Below are 19858 nucleotides of genomic sequence, written 5' to 3' on the forward strand. Positions count from 1 at the left end.
TTTGCACTTCTCCAGCTCTTCCACAACATCATGAAATCCACTTCCTTGCGAACCCGGCTCATTGCCCTTTGCGCTGGCATTGTCGTGCTGGCCATGCTGGCTATCGTCCTGACCAACTTCCTGACGGCGCGTTCACGCACCATGAGCACGCTCGACACCCAGATGACCCAGCTGGCGCAAAGCCAGGCGGCTGCCATCGCCGAATGGTCCGACTCGAAAAAGCTGGTGGTGACCTCCATCAAGGAGGCTGCCGATGCGGCCGATCCGCTGCCCTTCGTGAAAGCGGCCCAGACCGCTGGCGGCTTCGACCTGGCCTACCTGGGCTATGCTGACAAGCACGCCGTGTTTTCGCAGCAGCGCAGCCGCGCGCCGGACTATGATCCGACCAAGCGGCCCTGGTACCAGCAGGCCGCCAAGACCAGCGAGCCGGTGCTGACCGCGCCCTATACCAGCGCCAGCACCGGCAAGCTGCTGGTGACCTTTGCCCAGTCGGTGTCCAAGGACGGGCAGGTCGCCGCCGTGGCGGCCGCCGATGTGCTGCTCGATACCGTCGTGGCCGATGTGGTGGCCATCAAGCCGACACCCAACAGCTACGCCTTCCTGGCCGACCTCAGCGGCAAGATCATCGCCCATCCCAACGACAAGCTGCGCTTGAAACCCCTTGCCGACCTCGATGCCGCCATCACCCCGCAGACCCTCGACGAGGCCATGCGCACCGGTGTCCATCAGGACGTGGCCCTGGATGGCCGCCGGCAGATGCTCTTCGTGGCCCGCGTGGGCGGCACCGACTGGCTGCTGGTGGTGGCGCTGGACCGTGCCGATGCGCTGGCGTCCCTGTCGGCCATGCTGGTCAGTTCGGGCGTGATGGCGGTACTGGTGACGGTGTTGGCCGCGCTGGTGCTGGGCGCCCTGATTTCGCGGCTGCTGGGCCGCCTGACGGTGGTGCAAGGGGCGCTGGAGGAGATCGCCGATGGCGATGGCGACCTCACGCGCCGCCTCGACACCCATGGCCGCAGCGATGAGCTGGGACGCATCGGCGCCGCCTTCAACCGCTTCGTGGACAAGATCGAGCATGTGATGATCGATATCCGCGATGCCAGCCATACCATCCATGCGGCGTCGCGCGATATCGCCAGCGGCAACATGGACCTCTCGCAGCGCACCGAATCCCAGGCCAGTTCGCTGGAACAGACGGCGGCGGCCATGGAGCAACTGACCTCCAGCGTGCGCCACAACGCCGACAATGCCATGCAGGCCAACCAGCTTTCGCAGTCGGCCTCACAGATCGCCACCCAGGGCGGGACGATGGTGGAGCAGGTGGTGCAGACCATGAACGGCATCAATGCCTCGTCGCAGAAGATCGTGGACATCATCAGCGTGATCGATGGCATCGCCTTCCAGACCAACATCCTGGCCTTGAACGCCGCCGTGGAGGCTGCCCGCGCCGGTGAGCAGGGGCGCGGCTTCGCGGTGGTGGCCTCGGAAGTGCGTTCGCTGGCCCAGCGCTCGGCCACGGCGGCCAAGGAGATCAAGGTGCTCATCACCGATTCGGTGGGGCAGGTGCAGGCCGGCGAAGACACCGTGGCCCAGGCCGGCGCGACCATTCGCAGCGTGGTCGACAGCGTCCAGAAGGTCAGCGACGTGGTGGCCGAGATCACCGCCGCCAGCCGCGAGCAGAGCCAGGGCATCAACCAGGCCAATGACGCGGTGGCGCACATGGACCAGACCACCCAGCAGAACGCCGCGCTGGTGGAGCAGGCGGCTGCCGGTGCGCAATCCTTGCAGGAACAGGCCGAGCGCCTGGCGGGGATCGTGGCGCTGTTCCGTCTGCGGGACAGCCGCGCTGGCTGAGGCTGGCCCTTGCAGGCAATAAAAAACGCGCTGGAGGTTCAATTCCAGCGCGTTTTTTCGTTCAGCGTATTGCTTCGGGCATCAACCTTCCCGCACATCCGGCAGGAACACCGTCAGGATCCCCGCCAGCGGCAGGAAGGCGCACAGGCCATAGACCCAGGCGATGCCATACAGGTCGGCCAGATGGCCCAGCAAGGCCGCGCCGATGCCGCCAAAGCCGAACATGAGGCCGAAGAACACGCCGGCGATCATGCCGACCTTGCCCGGCACCAGTTCCTGGGCATACACCACGATGGCCGAGAAGGCCGACGAGATCACCAGCCCGATCACCACCGACAGCACAGCCGTCCAGAACAGGTTGGCGTGCGGCAGCATCAGCGCGAAGGGCGCGGCGCCCAGGATGGAAATCCAGATCACCAGCTTGCGTCCGATACGGTCGCCGATCGGACCGCCCACGAAGGTGCCGACCGCCACTGCGCCCAGGAACAGGAACAGGTAGAGCTGGGACGAGGCCACCGAGAGGTGGAAGCGGTCGATCAGGTAGAAGGTGAAGTAGCTGGTGAAGCTGGCCATGTAGAAGTACTTGGAAAACACCAGCAGGGCCAGCACCACCAGGGCGCGCCGCACGGTGGCGGCCGGCAGGCTGTGCGTTGCGCGTGGCTTGGTGCGTCCCTTGGTGGCGGCGAGGTGGCTGCGGTACCAGCCCGAAACCCGCGTGAGCACCAGGATGGACAGCAGCGCCAGCAGCACGAACCAGGCCACGTTGGCCTGGCCGAACGGCACCACGATGGCCGCCGCCAGCAGCGGGCCGAAAGCCGAACCGGCGTTGCCGCCGACCTGGAAGGTCGATTGCGCCAGGCCAAAGCGTCCGCCCGAGGCCATGCGGGCGATGCGCGAGGCTTCCGGGTGGAAGGTCGAGGAGCCGATGCCCACCAGGGCCGCCGCCAGCAGGAAGGCCGGGAAACTGCCCGCCATGGACAGCAGCACGATGCCCACCAGGGTAGCCACGGCGCCGCTGGGCAGCAGCCAGGGTTGCGGATGGCGGTCGGTGTACATGCCGATCCAGGGCTGCAGCAGGGATGCGGTGACCTGGAAGGTCAGCGTGATCAGCCCGACCTGGGTAAAGCTGAGGCCATAGCTGGTCTTGAGCATGGGATAGATGGAGGGCAGCAGGGCCTGGATCATGTCATTGATCAGGTGCGCGCCGCCGCAGGCCAGGATGATGCTCATCACCAGCGGCTGGGCGGCGAGGCCCGCAGGTGAGTTGGCAGGGGTGGTCGCGCTGGAGGGCGCCGCTGCAGTGGAGTTGGTGGCACTGGTCATGGTGTCGAGGAGGGCAAGCACGAGGAAGATTCGAAGCGTATCATTGGCACCTATTCATCCTGATGACAATTATTGTCGATTAAATGCCATGCGTGCCCACCTGACCTCCGTCTGTCCCAGTGCCGAAGTGGATACTTTCCAGCACTTGCCCAGCAGCGTGGTAGCGTTTGCGCGCGAGCTGTCGGCGCGTGATCTGCTGACGGCGCATTCGCATCGGCGAGGCCAGCTGCTCTATGCGGTGGAAGGCGTGATGCAGGTGCGCACCCCGCAAGGGGTGTGGCTGGTGCCGCCGCACCGGGCGCTGTGGGTGCCGCCGCAGGTGGAGCACGAGATCCTCATGCTCAGCAAGGTCAGCATGCGCACGCTCTACATCAACCAGGCCCAGGGGCGGGAACTTGGCGAGCAATGCCGCCTGCTGGAAGTGTCGGTGCTGCTGCGCGAACTGATCCTGGCCCTGCTGGCCGAGCCGCGCGACTATGCGCCTCAGAGCCGTGCCGGCCACGTGGCCGAACTGATCCTGTCGGAACTGGCGCGCGCCCCGGCTATTCCGGTGGCCATTCCGTGGCCGGGCGACCGCCGCCTGCAGGCCATCTGCGAAGCCATCCTGGCCGATCCTGGGCGGCAGTTTTCCCTGGCCGATTGGGCAGGGATGGGCGGGGCCAGCGTGCGCACGGTGATCAGGCTCTTTCCCAAGGAAACGGGTTTGCAGTTCCGCCACTGGGTGCAGCAGGTCCACCTGAGCGAAGCGCTGGTGCGGCTCTCGCGCGGCGATCCGGTGGGCGTGGTGGCGCAGGCGCTGGGCTATCGCAGCCAGAGCGCGTTCTCCAACATGTTCCGCAAGGCCTTGCGCACCACCCCCAACCACTATCTGCAGCGTCAGGAAAGACGTCGGCTGAGTCTGCCGGCGTCCTGATGCAACTAGCACGCATCTCATGCCTATTGATGAAATGGGTTCTAGGTATCGACTGCGGCTTCTGTCCCTCCATCGCCCGAGACGCCTCGTCCCGCCTGGGTTGATGCCGTCTGGAAAGTGTAAAGATGTGCGCCCGGCGGCCGTAACCAAGGCATGAACACTCCGTGACAGGAGAACGAACATGGCGATGGAAACCGACCTGGCCATCATGGCGCGCGAGGCCATTACGCAACTCACAGCGCAGCCCCATCCCCGCGACGACAGCGCGGCCCAGCAGGGCCCGGCCGCGCCGGCCGCCACGGCCATCCCTGCGCCGGAAGAGGGCGTGACGCTGTCGCTGTCGGCGCAAGGCAAGTTGCTGGCGGCGCTGGCCACGGCCGTTGACAGCGTCACCGCTGCTTCCGCCGGCGCGCAGCCTGCCGCGTCCGCAGCGCTCGCCGCCCGCAGCGCTGACCCGACGCTGCCGGTCACCCGCAAGCTGCTCTTTGCGCTGGAGGCCCAACTGGTGGCCGCACGCGGCAGCGCCGAAGCGATCCAGCTGGCCGATGCCGAACTGCCGCCCTCGCAAGAGCCGCAGCGGCTGGCGCGTGCGCGCCAGGCGACCGAATCGCTCTATGGCCGCGCCGCCAATCCCTTTGCCGGGCTGGGGCGCGCCGAGCTGTCCGCGATCGTCTATGACGACAGCGGCGCCTACACCATCAACGAACGCTACGCCGCCGCCAACCAGCGCACCGAGCTGGACCAGCGTTTCTGGGCGCCGGTCTTCCAGCGCGCTCTGGAGAGCGGCAACTGGCAGCCGGTGATCACTGCGGCCCTGGTGTTCTACGTCAGCCTCTCGGCCTTGGAGCGCACCGCCTATCCCGACAATTACCCGCAACTGCTGCAGCAGTACCTGGACCTCTACCGCCTGCAACCGCAAGCGGTGCTGCCAGCGCCGCAGCAGGCCGATCTGGCGCGCATGCTGGAAACGCTGGTCTTGCCCGGCGGGCCGCTGGCCCTGGCCGGCGGAGCCATCCAGGGTCTGCTGCTACCGCGCCTGGGGCCATCGCTGGCCGAGATCCTCGCCGCCGCACCGCGCCTGGCGGACCTGGTGCAGGTCAATAATCTGGCGCACAGTGTCCAGGACAGCAGCTATCTGCTCTTGCTGCAACGGGTCTTCGGCGTGCAGCGGCGGGAGGATGAACCGGCGCCGGCGCGCCGCACCAGCGTCCCAGGCAATGGCAGTGGCGTGGGCAACATGGCAGCGCTGGCTGCGCGGGATTTTCTGTCCTATGGCGACCGGCGCTATCTGGCCGCGGCCTATGCGTATGCCCAGCAGCAGGGGATTGCGCCGGAAGAAGTGGACGCCCTGGCGCAGGATCTGGCGCGCTATCGCCAGGAGCGCGCAGGGGCCGGCGCGTCGGCGGATGCAGCCGATGCAGCCCGCGCGCTTGCGCATACCACCCGAATGAGTAGCGAAGACAGATTGATCGCCCAGCGGCTGCTGTCGAGCCAGGCGGCGCGCCAGACCCAGCTGGACCACGCCTTCCTGGCCTGGCTGCTGGATCCGGCTGGCGGCGGCTGGCGCGACGGACTCGCCAGCGGGCACAGTGTCTCCCTTGGGGTGCTGGAGCGATTGCTGGCCGGCCTGGCCGGGGTGAGCCTGGGCCAGTCCGCCGGTCCGGCCGCCGAGCTGGAGCCGGCCTACCGGCTGGTGCTCGAGCGCATCGCCTTGCAGGAGGCGGCGGCCAACCGCGCAGCCTCCACAGGCGTCCTTGCCGACGCCGCGCAGGAACTCACGCGGGCCGCGCAGATGGCCGCGCTGGCGCGCAGCGACGCTGCCGAGACCGCCTTCCTCAACAATGCCCTGATGCTGCTGCGGATGTATCGCCTGTCCCTGACCATGAGTCCGGTGGAGCAGCGCACCCTGGCCGAGCTGGTCTATTCATCCCTCAAGCAGCGCCGCCGTCCCCGGACGCGCCGGGGCAAACTGTTCCTGGCATGGGCCGAGCGCAGTCCGCTCATGCCCTCCTTGCCTGGCTGAGCGAGGGCCGTCTGCCTGCCCTTCAGGCCTCGGGCCAGGCGCGTTGCAGGATGGCTTCCTGGGCCGCCAGGGAGGCGCTTCCCAGCGTGCCATAGACGCGCCCGCCATCGGCCTGGCTGCGGCTTTCCAGGAAGGCTTGGGCCGAACCTGCCGGGGCATGGCGCAGCATGAGCATGCCCTGCAGCGCCAGCACCAGTTGCTGCACCAGGCGACGGGCGCCGGCTTCGCGCTCTTCTTCCGGAGCGGCCAGCATCTGCTTGAGCGCATCGACCTGTTGGCGCAGGGCCGGATGTCCTGCCGCCGCATCGTCGAGCTCCAGCAACAGCAGCGCCAGGCCCTGGGTTTCGCGGGCCATGGCGCGCAGCACATCCAGGCACATCACATTGCCCGACCCCTCCCAGATCGAATTGACCGGTGCTTCGCGATACAGGCGCGCCATCGGCGCGGTCTCGACATAGCCATTGCCGCCCCAGACTTCCATGCATTCGCCGGTGAATTCCAGCGTCCGCTTGCAGATCCAGAACTTGGCGGCGGGCGTGATGATGCGCTTCCAGGCGCGCTGCAGGGGATCGTCAGGGGCATCGAAGGCGTGCGCTACGCGCAGCATGAGCATGGTGGCCGCTTCGCTTTCCAGCGCCAGGTCGGCCAGCACGGCGCGCATGAGGGGCTGTTCGGCCAGGCGGCGGCCAAAGGCGCTGCGGTGGCGCGCGTGGTGGATGGCCTGCACCAGCGCCTGGCGCATCAGGGCGGCGCTGCCGATGATGCAGTCCAGCCGGGTGTGGTTGGCCATCTCGATGATGGTGGGAATGCCGCGTCCCTCGTCGCCCACCATGATGCCCATGGCTTCCTCGAACTCGACCTCACTGCTGCTGTTGGAGCGGTTGCCCAGCTTGTCCTTCAGGCGCTGGATCAGGATGGGATTGCGCGTGCCATCCGGCAGCCAGCGTGGCACGAAGAAGCAGGACAGGCCGTTCTCGGTGCGCGCCAGCATCAGGTGCGCGTCGCACATCGGGGCGGAGAAGAACCACTTGTGGCCGGACAGCAGATAGGCCGCGCCACGCCCGTCATTGAGAGGATCGACCGGCATGGCGATGGAGGCGTTGCTGCGCACGTCCGAGCCGCCCTGTTTCTCGGTCATGCCCATGCCGATGAGGATGGAACGCTTTTGCGGGATGGGCAGGTCGCGGGCGTCATGCTCGCGCGAGAACAGGCGCGTGCGCAACTGTTCGAACAGCGCCGGTTCCTGTTGCAGCACTGCAATGGCGGCGAAGGTCATGGTGGTCGGGCAGAGCGACCCAGCCTCGATCTGCGCATGCAGGAAGTAGCCGGCCGCGCGCGCTGCGTGGGCGCCATCGCCCGGCTGCATCCACGGCAGGGCGTGCAGGCCGGCGCGGCGCAACTGGTCCAGCAGCGTATGCCAGGCGGGATGGAACTCGACCACGTCGATACGGCGCCCGCAGCGGTCATGGGTATGCAGGACAGGGGTGTGACGATTGGCCAGCTCGGCCATCTCGCGCATCTCGGCGCCGCCCAGCAGCTCGCCCTGGCTGGCCAGGGTGCAGTCATGCCAGTGCGCGCCCTCGCGCTGGACCGCCTCGGCCAGCGCCGCATCGCTGCGGTAGAGGTTGTAGCCGGACAGATCAGGGACCTGGTTGGTGATCTCGTGGGTGTGCATGGCGTCTCCATGGTCTTGCACGGACAAGGACGCCCCTGATTGTTGTGATGGGTGAGGGCGTTGCAGTCCAGTGTAGACCATTTGCCGCCCCTTCCGCAGCCCTCCAGGCCGGCGCCTCAGTGCGCCGGCGTTCCCAGCAGCAGGCGGCGCAGTGCGTCGCCTGCGTGATCGGCCAGGTATTGCGCGCCGTAGGCGCTGAGATGGCCGGGATCGAAGTAGAGGATGCGTGGACCGTCGATCACCTTGCAGCCGTGCTCGTCACACAGTGTGGGGTAGGGATCGAACACGGGCACGTCCAGCCGCTGCAGCAGGGGCAGCATCAGGTCGCGGTAATGATCGTCCATCTGCTCGGCCTTGGCGCGCGGCAGGTTGCAGAAGTCGGCATCGGACAGGCGGATGCCGCGCAGCACGCAGGATTTCGGATTGGCGCCGTTGGGGGGAGACAGCAGCACCACTACGCGCTTGCCCAACTGGCGGTAGTAGAGGATGGTGTGCTCCAGCGCCTTGAGGACGCCCTTCGGATTGGCGGCGATATGGCCAGGCCAGTTGGCAGCCAGCACGACGGTCTTGATCGATGGGGTCTGGCGCGCGTAGGCCGCCACCCGCTCGCTGATCTCACCGCAATAGCCACCGCCGCCATCGAGCAGCGAAGCACAGCCGCCACGGGCGAATTGCTGGAAGACCAGTTGCGGCTGGGGGCTGGCTTGATACAGGCGAGCCAGCATGGGGGCGTAGGCGCCCGAGTAGCTGTCGCCGATCAGCAGCACCTGGGGTGGTTCGGCGCTGACCGGCGCAGCGCACCAGTCGCGTGAATGTTCCTGGCCCATCAGTGCGGCGCAGGAGGGATGCGGCAGTTCGAAGTGGTTCAGCACCGCTGTTTCCTTGACCTGGTCATTGAACAGCATCGCCACCGCGCCCAGTTGCCGGAAGTCCATGCCATTACGCTTGACCACGTAGCCGCCCAGCGCCGCCATCAGCGCCATCAGCAGCGCCAATGTCACAGCAGAGCGATGGCCGGCGCTGCGCAGGCGCACCGGGAGCTCCACCAGGCGATAGGTCAGCCAGGCCAGCAGCAGCGCCAGCGCCACCGCCGCCAGCCGCAACTGGACCGACGGCGTCGCGCCTACGACCAGGCGCGCGAAGGCCAGCAGCGGCCAGTGCCAGAGGTAGAGCGGATAGCTGATCAGGCCGACCCACACCATGGTCCGATGCGAGAGCAGGCTGCGGTTGATCCGCGCCTGCGGTCCGGCGGCCAGCAGCAGGACCGCGCCGGTCACCGGCAGCAGCGCCCACCAGCCGGGGAAGGCGTCGTCCTTGGTGATGGTGGCGATGGCCACGACGATGAGCAGCAGCCCCGCCACCGAGAGACGGTGGGCCTGGACACTTGTCGGGACAGCTCCCTGGCGATGTCGCCAGGCCAGCAGCGCGCCTGCGCCCAGTTCCCAGAAGCGCGACATGGGCAGGTAGAACGCGGCCACCGCGTCCCGGTGCAGCCAGACGATGTTCCAGCCGAAGGACAGCGCCATGACGCCCAGCAGCACCGCCAGCATGCCAGTGCGGCGTCTCCAGGCCGCCCACAGCATCAGCGGCCAGAACAGGTAGAACTGTTCTTCCACTCCCAGCGACCACAGGTGCAGCAGCGGCTTGGTCTCGGCCGAAGTATCGAAATAGCCGGCTTCGTTCCACAGCACGATGTTGGAAACGAAACCAGCCCCGCCCAGGAGATGCTTGCCCAACTGCCGGTATTCCTCCGGCAGCAGGATGAACCAGCCCGCCAGCAGGCAGGCCAGCATCACCAGCAGCAGCGCCGGGAAGATGCGCCGGATCCGGCGGATGTAGAAATCGACGATGCTGAAGCGGTCGCGCTGGAGGGCGTCGAAGAGGATGCCGCTGATGAGGAAGCCGGAGATGACGAAGAAGATGTCCACCCCCACGAATCCGCCCGGCAGCCATTCCGGGAAGGCGTGGAACACCACCACCGAGAGCACGGCGATGGCGCGCAGGCCGTCGATGTCGGGACGGTAACCTGGATGGGCGGTGGCAGGAGAAGCAGCGCCTGCGGGCGTCTTGTGATTGCTGGCAAGCATGAATGCTTAAGGAAAAGCTAGGCATTATATTGCCTATTTATTGAGCGACGAGAAAATGTGACTTCGACGTCGTTATTTTTCTAAGCCTTTAAATGATTTGGCTATATCCTTATAAGCATCTTGTTAGGTCGCAGCGTCTGCACATGCGTTCCAGTCATATTAGAATGATCGTTTCGACCAGAGATTGCGCCGTGCGCCAGTACGGTTGCGCAAGGAAGCCAAGCAGATGTCCTATCCGACCATCGAATCCACCATCGGCAATACCCCGCTGATCCTGCTGCCGCGCATCGGCGGCGAAGAAGCCAAGCGCCGCAACAACCTCATCCTGGGCAAGCTGGAAGGCAACAATCCGGCCGGGTCGGTCAAGGACCGCGCCGCCTTTTCCATGATCACCCGCGCTGAAGCGCGCGGGCAGATCAAGCCAGGCGACACCCTCATCGAAGCCACCAGCGGCAATACCGGGATCGCCCTGGCGATGGTGGCGGCCATGCGTGGCTACAAGATGATCTTGCTCATGCCCGAGAACCTCTCTGAAGAGCGCCGCCAGAGCATGGCGGCCTACGGGGCCAAGATCGTGCTCACGCCCAAGAGCGGCGGCATGGAATACGCCCGCGACCTGGCCGAACAGATGCAGAAGAACGGCGAAGGCCTGATCCTGGACCAGTTCGCCAACCCGGACAATCCGCTGGCCCACTACGAAACCACCGGTCCGGAGATCTGGCGCGATACCAAGGGCAGCATCACCCATTTCGTCAGCGCCATGGGCACCACCGGCACCATCATGGGGGTAGCCCAATACCTCAAGGAACAGAATGCGCAGGTGCAGATCGTGGGCGCGCAGCCGGAAGAGGGCTCGTCCATCCCCGGTATCCGCAAGTGGCCGGAAGCCTACCTGCCCAAGATCTTCGACCGTTCGCGGGTGGACCAGATCGAATCGGTCAGCCAGGCCGATGCCGAAAACATGGCCCGCAAGCTGGCCGTGACCGAGGGCGTGTTCTGCGGCATCTCGGCCGCCGGCGCCTGTGAGGTGGCGGTGCGGCTGTCGCACCAGCTGGAAAACGCCACCATCGTCTTCATCGTCTGTGATCGGGGCGATCGCTATCTGTCTACCGGGGTCTTCCCCGCCTGACGCCCTCGGCGGCAGAGGCTGCTGCCGAGCTCAGCAATAAAAAACGGAGCCGCTGGCTCCGTTTTCTATTGTCCTACCGAGGCTTGGCCGGGTGCGGCTTACTCGGCGCTGCCGGTGGTTGGCGCAGCAGCCGGCGCGGCGCCTGGCTTGGGTTTGAACTGCTTGTCGCTGATGCGGAATTTCTCGCGGCGGTCGCCCATCAGTTCACGCAGTTCGCGGATGGACAGCTCGCTGACCTCGTGCATGCGGATCAGCAGCGAGGCGCCCACCGGCAGGCGGCGGTGACGGATCTTGCTGATGACCGGTGGCGCGACTTCCAGCGCGCGCGACAGGGCCGCGTCATTCTTCAGGTGCAACTTCTCGATCAGCGCATCCAGCAGGTGGTTGGGATCGTAGTTGACTTGATCGGAAATGGAATTGGTTTCAGCAGTATCGTTGGTAGTCATGATCGGGACGTTCCATTATGCAGATGTTTGTGGAAGGCTTTGCGCCTAAGCATTAATTGTTTGTAAAACTGCAAAACGCGACTGACGCTATCCTCGCCAAGGCAATGCCTCTTTCTGCAAGATATCGAAAGCCCTATCAAAGAACGACTTCAAAACAATGTCAGCAAGCTTTCTGTTCTCTGACCAAGTGCGCTTGAAGCAGCACAACAATAATTCTATGTCTATATAGAAATAATTGCACATTTTTCATGCAGTCAGAAAAACTTATTCTGCAATAGTTGCAGCAACTCACTTTCGAATTTGTAACAGATATTAACAGGAAAATTTCGAGTTTTGCTAGCGTTGCTTGTTTGTCACGACAAATGGAAGCATATTCCAGCCAGTTAGGCCCAGTTCGCGCAAAGTCGCCATATTTCGCTCGAAGATGGTCGACGCGTCAGGATAGGCCGCCACGGCCCTGTCGATGCTGCTTTCTCGCAACAGGTGGAGGATGGGAAAAGGCGAGCGATTGCTGTAGTTCTCGATATCGTCGGGGCCGGCGTCGGCAAATTGATATTCAGGATGGAAGCTGGCGATCTGCAGTTCGCCGTCCAGCCTCATCCTTTCCAGGATGCGATCTGCCCAGTCCAGGAAATCGTTGTATTCGTGGAAGTCGGCGAATGCGAGCGGCAGGATCAGCAAGGTGGTATCGATGTGTTCGGGATCGGCTTTTGCCAGCAGCGCCAGTTCTTCTTCCAGATCGGCAGCTACGCCATCCCAGTCCTGACCTTTGCTGACGCGGTAGCGGACCTGATTTTTCACATGGACGGATTTGGCAAACGGGCAAAGATTGAGGCCGATCACAGCCTGTTCCAGCCAGGCGCGGGTGAGGGCGACGACCTGGTCGTCGCTGGGGGCAGCAGGGGCGGGAGATGCGGTGTTCATGGCCGGCATTGTCGCATGCGCTCGCCGATGCGCACAGCGGGCCTGAATCGGCTATGCTTGCCAACCTTTGACCGCGGCGCTGCACGCCCGGCCGCTCTTCCTTTTGCAAACCACGCGGTGACGGCACGTACCGCAAGCACAGATTCCCATGGCGCTCAAATCCACCATCTTCAAGGCCGACCTGCAGATCTCCGACATGGATCGGCATTACTACCAGCAGCACGCACTGACCATCGCCCGCCACCCCTCCGAGACCGACGAGCGCATGATGATCCGCGTGCTGGCCTTCGCCCTCAACGCCAGCGAGGCGCTGGCCTTCGGCAAGGGTCTTTCCGATACCGACGAGCCCGACCTGTGGCAGAAGGACCTGACCGGCGCGGTGGAGTTGTGGATCGAAGTGGGCCAGCCTGACGATCGCGCCATCCTCAAGGCCTGCGGACGGGCCGAGCGGGTGATCGTCTACAGCTACAGCAGCGTGTCCAATATCTGGTGGAACCAGACCGGCAGCCGCGTCGAGCGCGCCAAGAACCTGAAGGTCGTCAACATCGCCGCCGAGGCCAGCCAGGCCCTGGCCGCGCTGGCCCAGCGCACCATGCAGCTGCAATGCACGATCCAAGATGGCCAGGTCTGGCTGGGGGCCAATGAGAACATGGTCTTGATCGAGCCGCAGACCATCAAGGACTTTGCCTGATCGGTGGCATGGGCAGCCGGATTATCTTATCCACAGGCGTTCCCGGCCGCGCTTGTTTCAGCGCTGCTCGAGCGCATCGGCGCGCTGGTGCAGATGCGCCAGCAACCGCTGTCCTTCGGCAGAATGGAACCAGGCTGCATGGCCCAGGAAGTAGGCGTCGTAGGCCAGCGAAGCATTGATCGCCGACTGCGTCACGCCATGGAAGTAATCCAGTTCGGCCAGCGCAAACTCCGCATGCACCAGCGGCAGCAAGGCCGCCAGCGCGCGTAGCTGGCGTGCGCTCAGCGGCGACTGCGCGGCATAGCCGTCGAGCAGCGCGTCGAGCAGGTCCAGGTGTACCAGTTGTTCATCACGCTGCGGGATGGCCAGCCATTCGACGATATTGCGTTCGATGGCGGTGGCCAGGTCATGCAGTGCGGTGGTGCGGTCGCACAGGCCGAAGTCCAGCACCGTCTGCACCTGCGCCTGCGGGCTGGCGTCGCTCCAGAGCAGGTTGGAGGCGTGCCAGTCATTGTGCGTCCACAAGGGGACGAATTCATCCAGATAGGGCTTGAGGGCGGCGTGCCAGGGCAGCAGGTGCTGCGCTACCTCGCCACGCCAGGGGCGGGCTTCGAGGTAATCGGCAATGGCCGGACGCTGGGCGATGTAGGCCTGCAGCGGATCGACCGGATCTTGCTGCGAGAAGATGGTGAAGCTAGCCACCAGCGGGCGTGCCGCTCGTGCTGGCGCCTCATAGCCAGCCGCCGCCTGATGCAGGCGCGAGAGCATCTGCCCTGCCGACCAGGCGTGGGCGCAACTGTGGAAGGGCGTCCACGACAGGGCCTCGCGATACAGGTCGACCCCGGCGGCCAGTGCAAACACTTCATAGGTCCAGTAGTCATCGGCCAGCGCCGTGGCTCCCGATGCGGTGGCCAGTGCGCAACTGACCGGCAGGCCTTTTTCCTGCAGATGCGCAGCGAAGCGATGTTCCTCGCCCAGCGCCGCCACATCGCGCACCCGCACGTGATGGCGCTTGACGATGATGGGGCCGCTCTCGGTCTGCATCACGCAGGCTGCCGAGAATGGGCGCGGGCTGTGCCACTCCAGCCGCAGCGGCTGGCCTACGCCGGGGTAATGGCGCAGTACGCGGGCCACCTCGGCCGAGGTCAGCGCCGGCCAGTCAGAGATGACGGGATCGGCGCCCATGCCATGGCTGATGACGCGCGTGAGGTGATGAGAGGCCGCGTCCATGCAGTCAGAAATCGTATTGCAGCGACAGGCGCGCCGTGCGCGGTGCACCCAGGTGGACATAGCCGTCGCCCAGGTACTGGCCGGCGTCTTTCCAGTAGCGCTTGTCGAAGAGGTTGTCGATATTGGCGCGCAACGTGGCGGCATGGCCGTTGACGCGCAACTGGTAGCGCAGCCCGGCATTGAACACATGTACTGCCGGCAGGTTCACGCTGCCGTCGCGGGTGGCGGGCTTGCTGGCGCTGTAGTTCCAGCTGCCCATCACATTGACGCCCTCCATGCCCGGGACGGCGTAATCGGCATAGACCGCCGTGCGCAGGCGCGGCACGTTGACCACTTGCTGGTCGTCGAATCTGGCCGTGCCGGTATCGCTGGCGCGGGCGCGCAGCACCGTAGCGGCCGCGCCGATGGCCAGGCGTGGCGTCAGCTTGCCATTCGCGCCCAGTTCCACGCCAGTGTTGGTCTGCTGGCCTTGCTGCACGTAGGTGAAGCCGGTGGGGCTGTTGTCGGGCTTCTGGTATTCATAGGCCTTGCGGGTACGGAATACGGCGGCGGTCAGCGCCAGCTCGGGCGAGAATTCGTACTTGACCCCGGCTTCCAGCTGGCGCGCCACCGAGGGCGGCAGCGTGACCGGGAAGTTGCTGACCCAGAAGGGCGCGCTGCTGCCCAGCGACAGGGTTTCGGCATAGCTGCCGTAGAGCGAGAGGTTCTGCACCGGCTTGAAGATCAGCGCCAGTTGCGGCAGGAACAGGTTGCGCGAGGTATCGCGCGTCACCGCGCCGGTGGAATTGAAGCTCTGTTCGTTGAGCCACACCTGGCGGCCGCCGGCCAATACCTGCCAGCGCTGCGAGAACTGCATGCGGTCGCTGAAGAAGAGGGCTTTCTGGCGGCTGTCCAGGTTGCGATAGGCGGCGGGTATGACAGCGTTGGCCGCAGGGAGGACCGGCGTGCCGTTATAGATATTGCCCTGGCCCACCAGTACGCTGATTCCATCTGATTTGTCCACGATCCGGCGCGACATCGCCATGCCCAGCGTCAGCTCATGCTGCACCCAGCCGCTTGCGAACTTGCCGATGGCCACCGCCTGCACTTCATCATTGCGGCGCTCGTCATTGGGAACGCGGTAATCGTAGACATCGAAGTCGCCATTGGCCGCAAAGGTGGGCGAAGCGCCATTGCCGCTGCCATAGGGGAAGGCCAGGTAGTCGTCGATGACTGCGCGGCTGCGGCCCGCCTGCACATAGCCGCGCCAGTCGGCATTGAATTCGGTATCGATGCGCAGCCGGGCATTGACGGAGCTGTCGCGCACCGGCTGCGACCAGGGTTGCGGCGTGAGCATGGTCGAGGGAGAGACACCCGAGGGCAGTGTGGCGCCGCCCAGCAGCTGGTAGCCGGCCACGGAGCGCTGGGCCTTCTGCTGGTATTCGGCGTCGAACTGCACCAGCGTCCTGGCGCTGATGGCCCAGGTGGCCGAGAGCGAGGCGAAGTCGCGCCAGCCGTCGCCATTGCTGACGTAGGAATGGATGTCTTCATGTGCGGCATTGATGCGCAGGCCGAACTGCTTGTGCTCGCCGAAGAGCGCGCCCAGGTCGGTGGCCAGGTAGCGCGAACCGTTGGAGTCGGTGCCCAGCGTAATTGAACGTACATTGGCCGGACGCTTGGTGACGTAATTGACCAGCCCGCCCGCAGCCACCACGCCAGCCTGCAGACCTGCCACGCCCTTGAGGAATTCGACGCGCTCCTTGTTTTCCAGCGCGATGGTCTGTTCACCGGCGACCGTCAGCCCGTTGACGCGATAGGCGCTGGCCGGATCGAGCGTGAAGCCGCGGATGCTGAAGTTCTCGTAATAGCCCACCGGCGCATAGTTCTCATTGATGGAGGCATCGTTCTTGACCACGTCCGAGAGCAGCCGCGATTGCTGGTCCTTCATTTGTGCGGACGTCACCACGGATACCGACGCCGGCGTATCCAGCAGGGGCGCATCGTCAAAGCCGGCCACCGAGGCCGAGCGGGCCTGGGTGCCAGTAGCGCCGCTGGCGGTGACATTGATCGTGGGCAGGCTCTGGTCCTGGCCCTGGTTGTCGGAAGTGTCAGCGGCGCGGGTGACGGCGGGCAGGCCGAGCGAGGTGCCGGCCAGCGTCAGCATGAGCGTGGAGGCCAGGGGAGCAATGCGTTTCATCGTGGTTCAGTGGTGGAGGTCAGAAGCTGGAGCGCGCTCTGGGCGCGCTCCGTGGGGGCATAGCAGATGCGCCAGGCTCAGCGGTTGCGCGCTGCTGCTACGGCGCGGCCCAGTTCAGCCACCGACATCGCGTAGAAGTAGCTGCGATTGTACTGCGTGATGGCGAAGAAGTTGGCGGTGCCGATCCAGTACTCGGTGGGGTTGGTGCCATTCTGCAGGTCGACCAGGCCAAAGCGCAGGTCGGCCGGGACAGCGGGCAGCACCACGCCGGCTGCGCGCAGTTCATCGACGCTGTACTTGGCCTCCAGGCCCTGGTTGAGCATGCCTTCCCATTGACGGTTCTCGGTCGAGACCGTGACCGGGAAGGCCACCGGCTGGCCACGCTGCCAGCCATGGACCGCGAGGTAGTGGGCCACGCTGCCGATGGCGTCCACCGGCGAATTGCGCAGGTCGATCTTGCCATCGCCATCGAAGTCCACCGCGTATTCGCGGATGCTGCCCGGCATGAATTGCGGCCAGCCGATGGCGCCCGCGTAGGAGCCGCGCAAGGTGAGCGGATCGATGCCGGCTTCGCGCGCCAGCAGCAGGGTGTTTTCCAGCTCGCCACGGAAGAAGGCCATGCGCGCTTCGCGATTGGGCGTGTTCGGATAATCGAAGGCCAGCGTGCTGATGGCGTCCATGACGCGGAAGTTGCCGGTGTTGCGGCCATAGACCGTTTCCACCCCGATGATGCCCGCGATGATTTCCATCGGCACGCCATACTGCGCCTCGGCGCGCGCCAGCGCCACGCCATAGGTATTCCAGAAATCGACGCCGGCATTGATGCGCACCGGTTCCACGAAGCGCGCGCGGTAGGCGAACCAGTTCTTGGGCTTGTTGCTCGGCGCCGGCTTGATCAGCTGGATGGCGCTGTCGAGATAGCGGGTCTGCGCGAAGAGGCTGTTGAGCTCGCTACGGCTGAAGTGGTTGCGTTCCACCATGTCATCCATGAAACGGGCCACTTCCTTCCACTCATTGAAATTGACGAATTCACCCTGGTCTTCGGGGGAGGTCTTTTTCTTGGCGACGACTTTCTTGGGCCCCGTCTTGTGTTGCTGGGCCTTGCCCGCCTTGCTGGCAGCCGCATTGTCGGCGCACAGGGCGGACGCAGAGGCACACAGGCCGAGCACGAGCAACAGGGACGACAGGCGATTCAGGCGAGGCAGGGAGATGGGCATGAGCGGAGGCAGGTGAAGCGTTCTGGTCGCGAAGACGGGGGCAAGCCGGGGCAAATAAGCCTGCAAGTATACCGCATCAGACGTGCTGCCCTATCACGGTGCACGCCAGCAGCGCAGGCTTCGTACACGATGCGCGACAGCGGATGTACACTAGCTCAACGAGACAACCCGGGTTCGCGCCTATCAGCAGCTTGCCCGATAGCAATAAGAGCAACAATGACCACCGCCATCTATACGCACGCCGATTGCCAGCGCCATGAAATGGGCGACTGGCACCCAGAGTCACCTGCCCGTCTGCAGGCCATCGAAGACCAGCTCATCCTGAGTCGCATCGACCAGTTCCTCGACCGCCGCGAAGCGCCGCTGGCCGATCCGGCCGATCTGGAGCGGGTGCATAGCGCGGCGGCGGTGGATTTCGTGCGCGAACACAGCCATGCCTTGAGCCTGTCGGGCGAGCGTTACTATTCCGTCGATGGCGACACCCTGCTCAACAAGCACAGCTGGAAAGCCGCCCTGCGCGCGGCTGGCGCTGCAGTCGCGGCGACCGATGCGGTGCTGGCTGGCGAACTGGACAACGCCTTCTGCGCCATCCGCCCGCCCGGCCACCATGCCACGCCCGACAAGGCCATGGGTTTTTGCCTGTTCAACAACGTCGCCGTGGCGGCGCGCCATGCCATTGACGTGCATGGGCTGGAGCGGGTGGCGGTGATCGACTTCGATGTCCACCACGGTAACGGCACCGAAGACATCTTTGCCCATGACCCGCGGGTGCTGATGGTGAGTTTCTTCCAGCATCCCTTCTATCCCTTCTCCGGCGATGGTCCCACCGAGCCGCACATCGTCAATGTGCCGGTGCCGGCCTATTCGGACGGCAATGCCGTGCGCACGCTGGTGACCGAGAAGTGGTTGCCGGCGCTGCATGCGCATCGACCGCAGATGATCTTCATCTCGGCCGGCTTCGATGCCCACCGCGAGGATGACATGGGACAGATGGGGCTGGTGGAAGCCGACTATGCCTGGATCACGCGGCAGATCATGAAGATCGCCGACCAGTATGCGCAGGGGCGCATCGTCAGCTGCCTGGAAGGCGGCTACAACCTCTCGGCGCTGGCGCGCAGCGTGGTGGCCCACCTGAAGGTGCTGGCCGATCTTGAATAAGTTGACTTTTCCACAGGCTCAGGCCGCTTCATAGGCGGCAATGATGGCGTCGGCGACCGCGCGCACCCGCGCGGTGCGGTTCAGGTCGCTGTGCAAGACCAGCCACATGTCATAGGGCGTCTCGCGCTGCGGCCAGACGCGCACCAGCCCGCTGGCCTTGTCACCCACGTGGGTGGGCAGCTCGCCCAGGCCGAAGCCGGCTTGCAGGCAGTCGTACATGACCAGCCCGGTACTGACTTCCATGGCCACCTGCGCATTGATGATCGATTCCCCGCAGATCTGCTCTGACTTTGCCGGCGAGACGCTGCGCTGGTAGATCACCACGTCGTGTCCCTTCAGCCCGGTGCCCGGTTCGGGCAGGCCACGTTTCTTCACATAGCTCCTGGAGGCATAGATGGCCGTATGCAGACGCTTGAGATGGCGTGCGATCAGGTCCGGCGCATCCGGACGCAGGGTGCGCACGGCAATGTCAGCCTCGCGCTTGGTCAGGTTGGTGATCTGGGTCGAGGTGGACAAGACCACCCGGATGTGAGGATGCTCCTGGCGCAGCCGGTGCAGCGCGGGGATCAGGAAGTGCCGCGCCGTCACATCGGTGGCGGCCAGCCGGACCACCCCGCACAGGCGTTCGTCGATGCCCTGCATCTGCCGCTGCAACTGTTCGGCGCCTTGCTCCATCTGCTGCGCAGCGGCGGCGGCCATCTCGCCGGCCGGTGTCGGGACGTAACCATTGGGGGTGCGCAGGAACAGCCGCGCACCCAGCGATCTCTCCAGCGCCGCCAGGCGTCGGCCCACCGTGGCCTGGTCAAGCTCCAGCGTTTCGGCGGCCCCGCGCAGCGTGCCCACACGGTAGATGGCAAGAAAGATGCGGGCGTTGTCCCAGTCCATGATCGATGTTCCCCGTTTGCTTGCTTGACTGCTTGATTTTCTGATGCAGATTTGCATCAGACTGCTGATTTTATACCTATTTATTGCATCACCAGCTCAGCCTAGAATCTGCCTCATCGCTGGCCGCCCC

Annotated in this window: 15 protein-coding genes; 6 read left to right on the forward strand and 9 right to left on the reverse strand. The window is 65.0% G+C overall.

Features of this window, described 5'->3' with window-relative positions:
- Positions 1 to 93 precede the first annotated feature (93 nt).
- The gene (locus tag ACP92_RS04860) at positions 94 to 1851 is read left to right on the forward strand and encodes a methyl-accepting chemotaxis protein (protein ID WP_276325957.1); all 1758 of its coding nucleotides are present in this window, start codon (positions 94 to 96) and stop codon (positions 1849 to 1851) included.
- A gap of 81 nt (positions 1852 to 1932) precedes the next feature.
- Here ACP92_RS04860 and ACP92_RS04865 read toward each other — a convergent pair whose 3' ends face one another.
- Positions 1933 to 3174, reverse strand: a complete 1242-nt coding sequence (locus tag ACP92_RS04865) for an MFS transporter (RefSeq protein ID WP_013233008.1) — start codon at positions 3172 to 3174, stop codon at positions 1933 to 1935.
- Positions 3175 to 3262: 88 nt separating this feature from the next.
- Between ACP92_RS04865 and ACP92_RS04870 the strand changes: the two genes are divergently transcribed.
- Positions 3263 to 4087 (forward strand): AraC family transcriptional regulator, encoded by an 825-nt coding sequence (locus tag ACP92_RS04870; protein WP_013233009.1) that lies wholly within the window; start codon positions 3263 to 3265, stop codon positions 4085 to 4087.
- Positions 4088 to 4268: 181 nt separating this feature from the next.
- Positions 4269 to 6110 carry a hypothetical protein gene (locus ACP92_RS04875; protein WP_013233010.1) on the forward strand — a complete coding sequence of 614 codons (1842 nt, stop codon included), beginning with the start codon at positions 4269 to 4271 and terminating at the stop codon, positions 6108 to 6110.
- Positions 6111 to 6132: 22 nt separating this feature from the next.
- Here ACP92_RS04875 and ACP92_RS04880 read toward each other — a convergent pair whose 3' ends face one another.
- Together ACP92_RS04880 and ACP92_RS04885 are read right to left on the reverse strand one after the other, a co-directional pair.
- Positions 6133 to 7785, reverse strand: coding sequence for an isovaleryl-CoA dehydrogenase (locus ACP92_RS04880; protein ID WP_013233011.1), 1653 nt, complete (start codon positions 7783 to 7785; stop codon positions 6133 to 6135).
- 116 nt (positions 7786 to 7901) lie between these two features.
- Positions 7902 to 9872 (reverse strand): acyltransferase family protein, encoded by a 1971-nt coding sequence (locus tag ACP92_RS04885; RefSeq protein WP_013233012.1) that lies wholly within the window; start codon positions 9870 to 9872, stop codon positions 7902 to 7904.
- A 226-nt stretch (positions 9873 to 10098) separates the two neighbouring features.
- On the opposite strand from ACP92_RS04885, the gene cysM reads away from it, so the two are divergent.
- Complete coding sequence (gene cysM / locus ACP92_RS04890) at positions 10099 to 11001, forward strand: cysteine synthase CysM (RefSeq protein WP_013233013.1); 903 nt, start codon at positions 10099 to 10101, stop codon at positions 10999 to 11001.
- A gap of 98 nt (positions 11002 to 11099) precedes the next feature.
- Here the strand turns inward: cysM and ACP92_RS04895 are convergent, their stop codons facing one another.
- Positions 11100 to 11447, reverse strand: a complete 348-nt coding sequence (locus ACP92_RS04895) for a hypothetical protein (RefSeq protein WP_041310237.1) — start codon at positions 11445 to 11447, stop codon at positions 11100 to 11102.
- A 336-nt stretch (positions 11448 to 11783) separates the two neighbouring features.
- Positions 11784 to 12380 (reverse strand): DUF1415 domain-containing protein, encoded by a 597-nt coding sequence (locus tag ACP92_RS04900; protein WP_013233014.1) that lies wholly within the window; start codon positions 12378 to 12380, stop codon positions 11784 to 11786.
- Between the two features lie 139 nt (positions 12381 to 12519).
- Between ACP92_RS04900 and ACP92_RS04905 the strand changes: the two genes are divergently transcribed.
- A complete protein-coding gene (locus tag ACP92_RS04905; RefSeq protein WP_013233015.1) occupies positions 12520 to 13062 on the forward strand; it encodes a YaeQ family protein in 543 nt (180 codons plus the stop codon).
- Positions 13063 to 13119: 57 nt separating this feature from the next.
- Here ACP92_RS04905 and ACP92_RS04910 read toward each other — a convergent pair whose 3' ends face one another.
- The 3 genes from ACP92_RS04910 to mltB all read right to left on the reverse strand — a co-directional run bounded on the left by ACP92_RS04910 (position 13120) and on the right by mltB (position 17685).
- Complete coding sequence (locus tag ACP92_RS04910) at positions 13120 to 14292, reverse strand: phosphotransferase enzyme family protein (RefSeq protein WP_013233016.1); 1173 nt, start codon at positions 14290 to 14292, stop codon at positions 13120 to 13122.
- 4 nt (positions 14293 to 14296) lie between these two features.
- Positions 14297 to 16468, reverse strand: a complete 2172-nt coding sequence (locus ACP92_RS04915; RefSeq protein ID WP_013233017.1) for a TonB-dependent siderophore receptor — start codon at positions 16466 to 16468, stop codon at positions 14297 to 14299.
- A 77-nt stretch (positions 16469 to 16545) separates the two neighbouring features.
- The gene (gene mltB, locus ACP92_RS04920; protein WP_041310240.1) at positions 16546 to 17685 is read right to left on the reverse strand and encodes a lytic murein transglycosylase B; all 1140 of its coding nucleotides are present in this window, start codon (positions 17683 to 17685) and stop codon (positions 16546 to 16548) included.
- Between the two features lie 216 nt (positions 17686 to 17901).
- Between mltB and ACP92_RS04925 the strand changes: the two genes are divergently transcribed.
- The gene (locus tag ACP92_RS04925; protein WP_041310243.1) at positions 17902 to 18843 is read left to right on the forward strand and encodes a histone deacetylase family protein; all 942 of its coding nucleotides are present in this window, start codon (positions 17902 to 17904) and stop codon (positions 18841 to 18843) included.
- An 18-nt stretch (positions 18844 to 18861) separates the two neighbouring features.
- Here the strand turns inward: ACP92_RS04925 and ACP92_RS04930 are convergent, their stop codons facing one another.
- On the reverse strand, positions 18862 to 19728 hold the full coding sequence (locus ACP92_RS04930; RefSeq protein ID WP_013233020.1) for a LysR family transcriptional regulator: 867 nt from the start codon (positions 19726 to 19728) through the stop codon (positions 18862 to 18864).
- Between the last annotated feature and the right edge of the window lie 130 nt (positions 19729 to 19858).

This window comes from Herbaspirillum seropedicae, from assembly GCF_001040945.1.
Classification (GTDB): Bacteria; Pseudomonadota; Gammaproteobacteria; order Burkholderiales; family Burkholderiaceae_D; genus Herbaspirillum; species Herbaspirillum seropedicae.

Excerpts from the sequence above, each read along its gene's own strand:
- ACP92_RS04860 (WP_276325957.1), top strand. The coding sequence starts at position 94 with ATGCTGGCTATCGTCCTGACCAACTTCCTGACGGCGCGTTCACGCACC.
- ACP92_RS04865 (WP_013233008.1), bottom strand. The coding sequence starts at position 3,174 with ATGACCAGTGCCACCAACTCCACTGCAGCGGCGCCCTCCAGCGCGACC.
- ACP92_RS04870 (WP_013233009.1), top strand. The coding sequence starts at position 3,263 with ATGCGTGCCCACCTGACCTCCGTCTGTCCCAGTGCCGAAGTGGATACT.
- ACP92_RS04875 (WP_013233010.1), top strand. The coding sequence starts at position 4,269 with ATGGCGATGGAAACCGACCTGGCCATCATGGCGCGCGAGGCCATTACG.
- ACP92_RS04880 (WP_013233011.1), bottom strand. The coding sequence starts at position 7,785 with ATGCACACCCACGAGATCACCAACCAGGTCCCTGATCTGTCCGGCTAC.
- ACP92_RS04885 (WP_013233012.1), bottom strand. The coding sequence starts at position 9,872 with ATGCTTGCCAGCAATCACAAGACGCCCGCAGGCGCTGCTTCTCCTGCC.
- cysM (WP_013233013.1), top strand. The coding sequence starts at position 10,099 with ATGTCCTATCCGACCATCGAATCCACCATCGGCAATACCCCGCTGATC.
- ACP92_RS04895 (WP_041310237.1), bottom strand. The coding sequence starts at position 11,447 with ATGACTACCAACGATACTGCTGAAACCAATTCCATTTCCGATCAAGTC.
- ACP92_RS04900 (WP_013233014.1), bottom strand. The coding sequence starts at position 12,380 with ATGCCGGCCATGAACACCGCATCTCCCGCCCCTGCTGCCCCCAGCGAC.
- ACP92_RS04905 (WP_013233015.1), top strand. The coding sequence starts at position 12,520 with ATGGCGCTCAAATCCACCATCTTCAAGGCCGACCTGCAGATCTCCGAC.
- ACP92_RS04910 (WP_013233016.1), bottom strand. The coding sequence starts at position 14,292 with ATGGACGCGGCCTCTCATCACCTCACGCGCGTCATCAGCCATGGCATG.
- ACP92_RS04915 (WP_013233017.1), bottom strand. The coding sequence starts at position 16,468 with ATGAAACGCATTGCTCCCCTGGCCTCCACGCTCATGCTGACGCTGGCC.
- mltB (WP_041310240.1), bottom strand. The coding sequence starts at position 17,685 with ATGCCCATCTCCCTGCCTCGCCTGAATCGCCTGTCGTCCCTGTTGCTC.
- ACP92_RS04925 (WP_041310243.1), top strand. The coding sequence starts at position 17,902 with ATGACCACCGCCATCTATACGCACGCCGATTGCCAGCGCCATGAAATG.
- ACP92_RS04930 (WP_013233020.1), bottom strand. The coding sequence starts at position 19,728 with ATGGACTGGGACAACGCCCGCATCTTTCTTGCCATCTACCGTGTGGGC.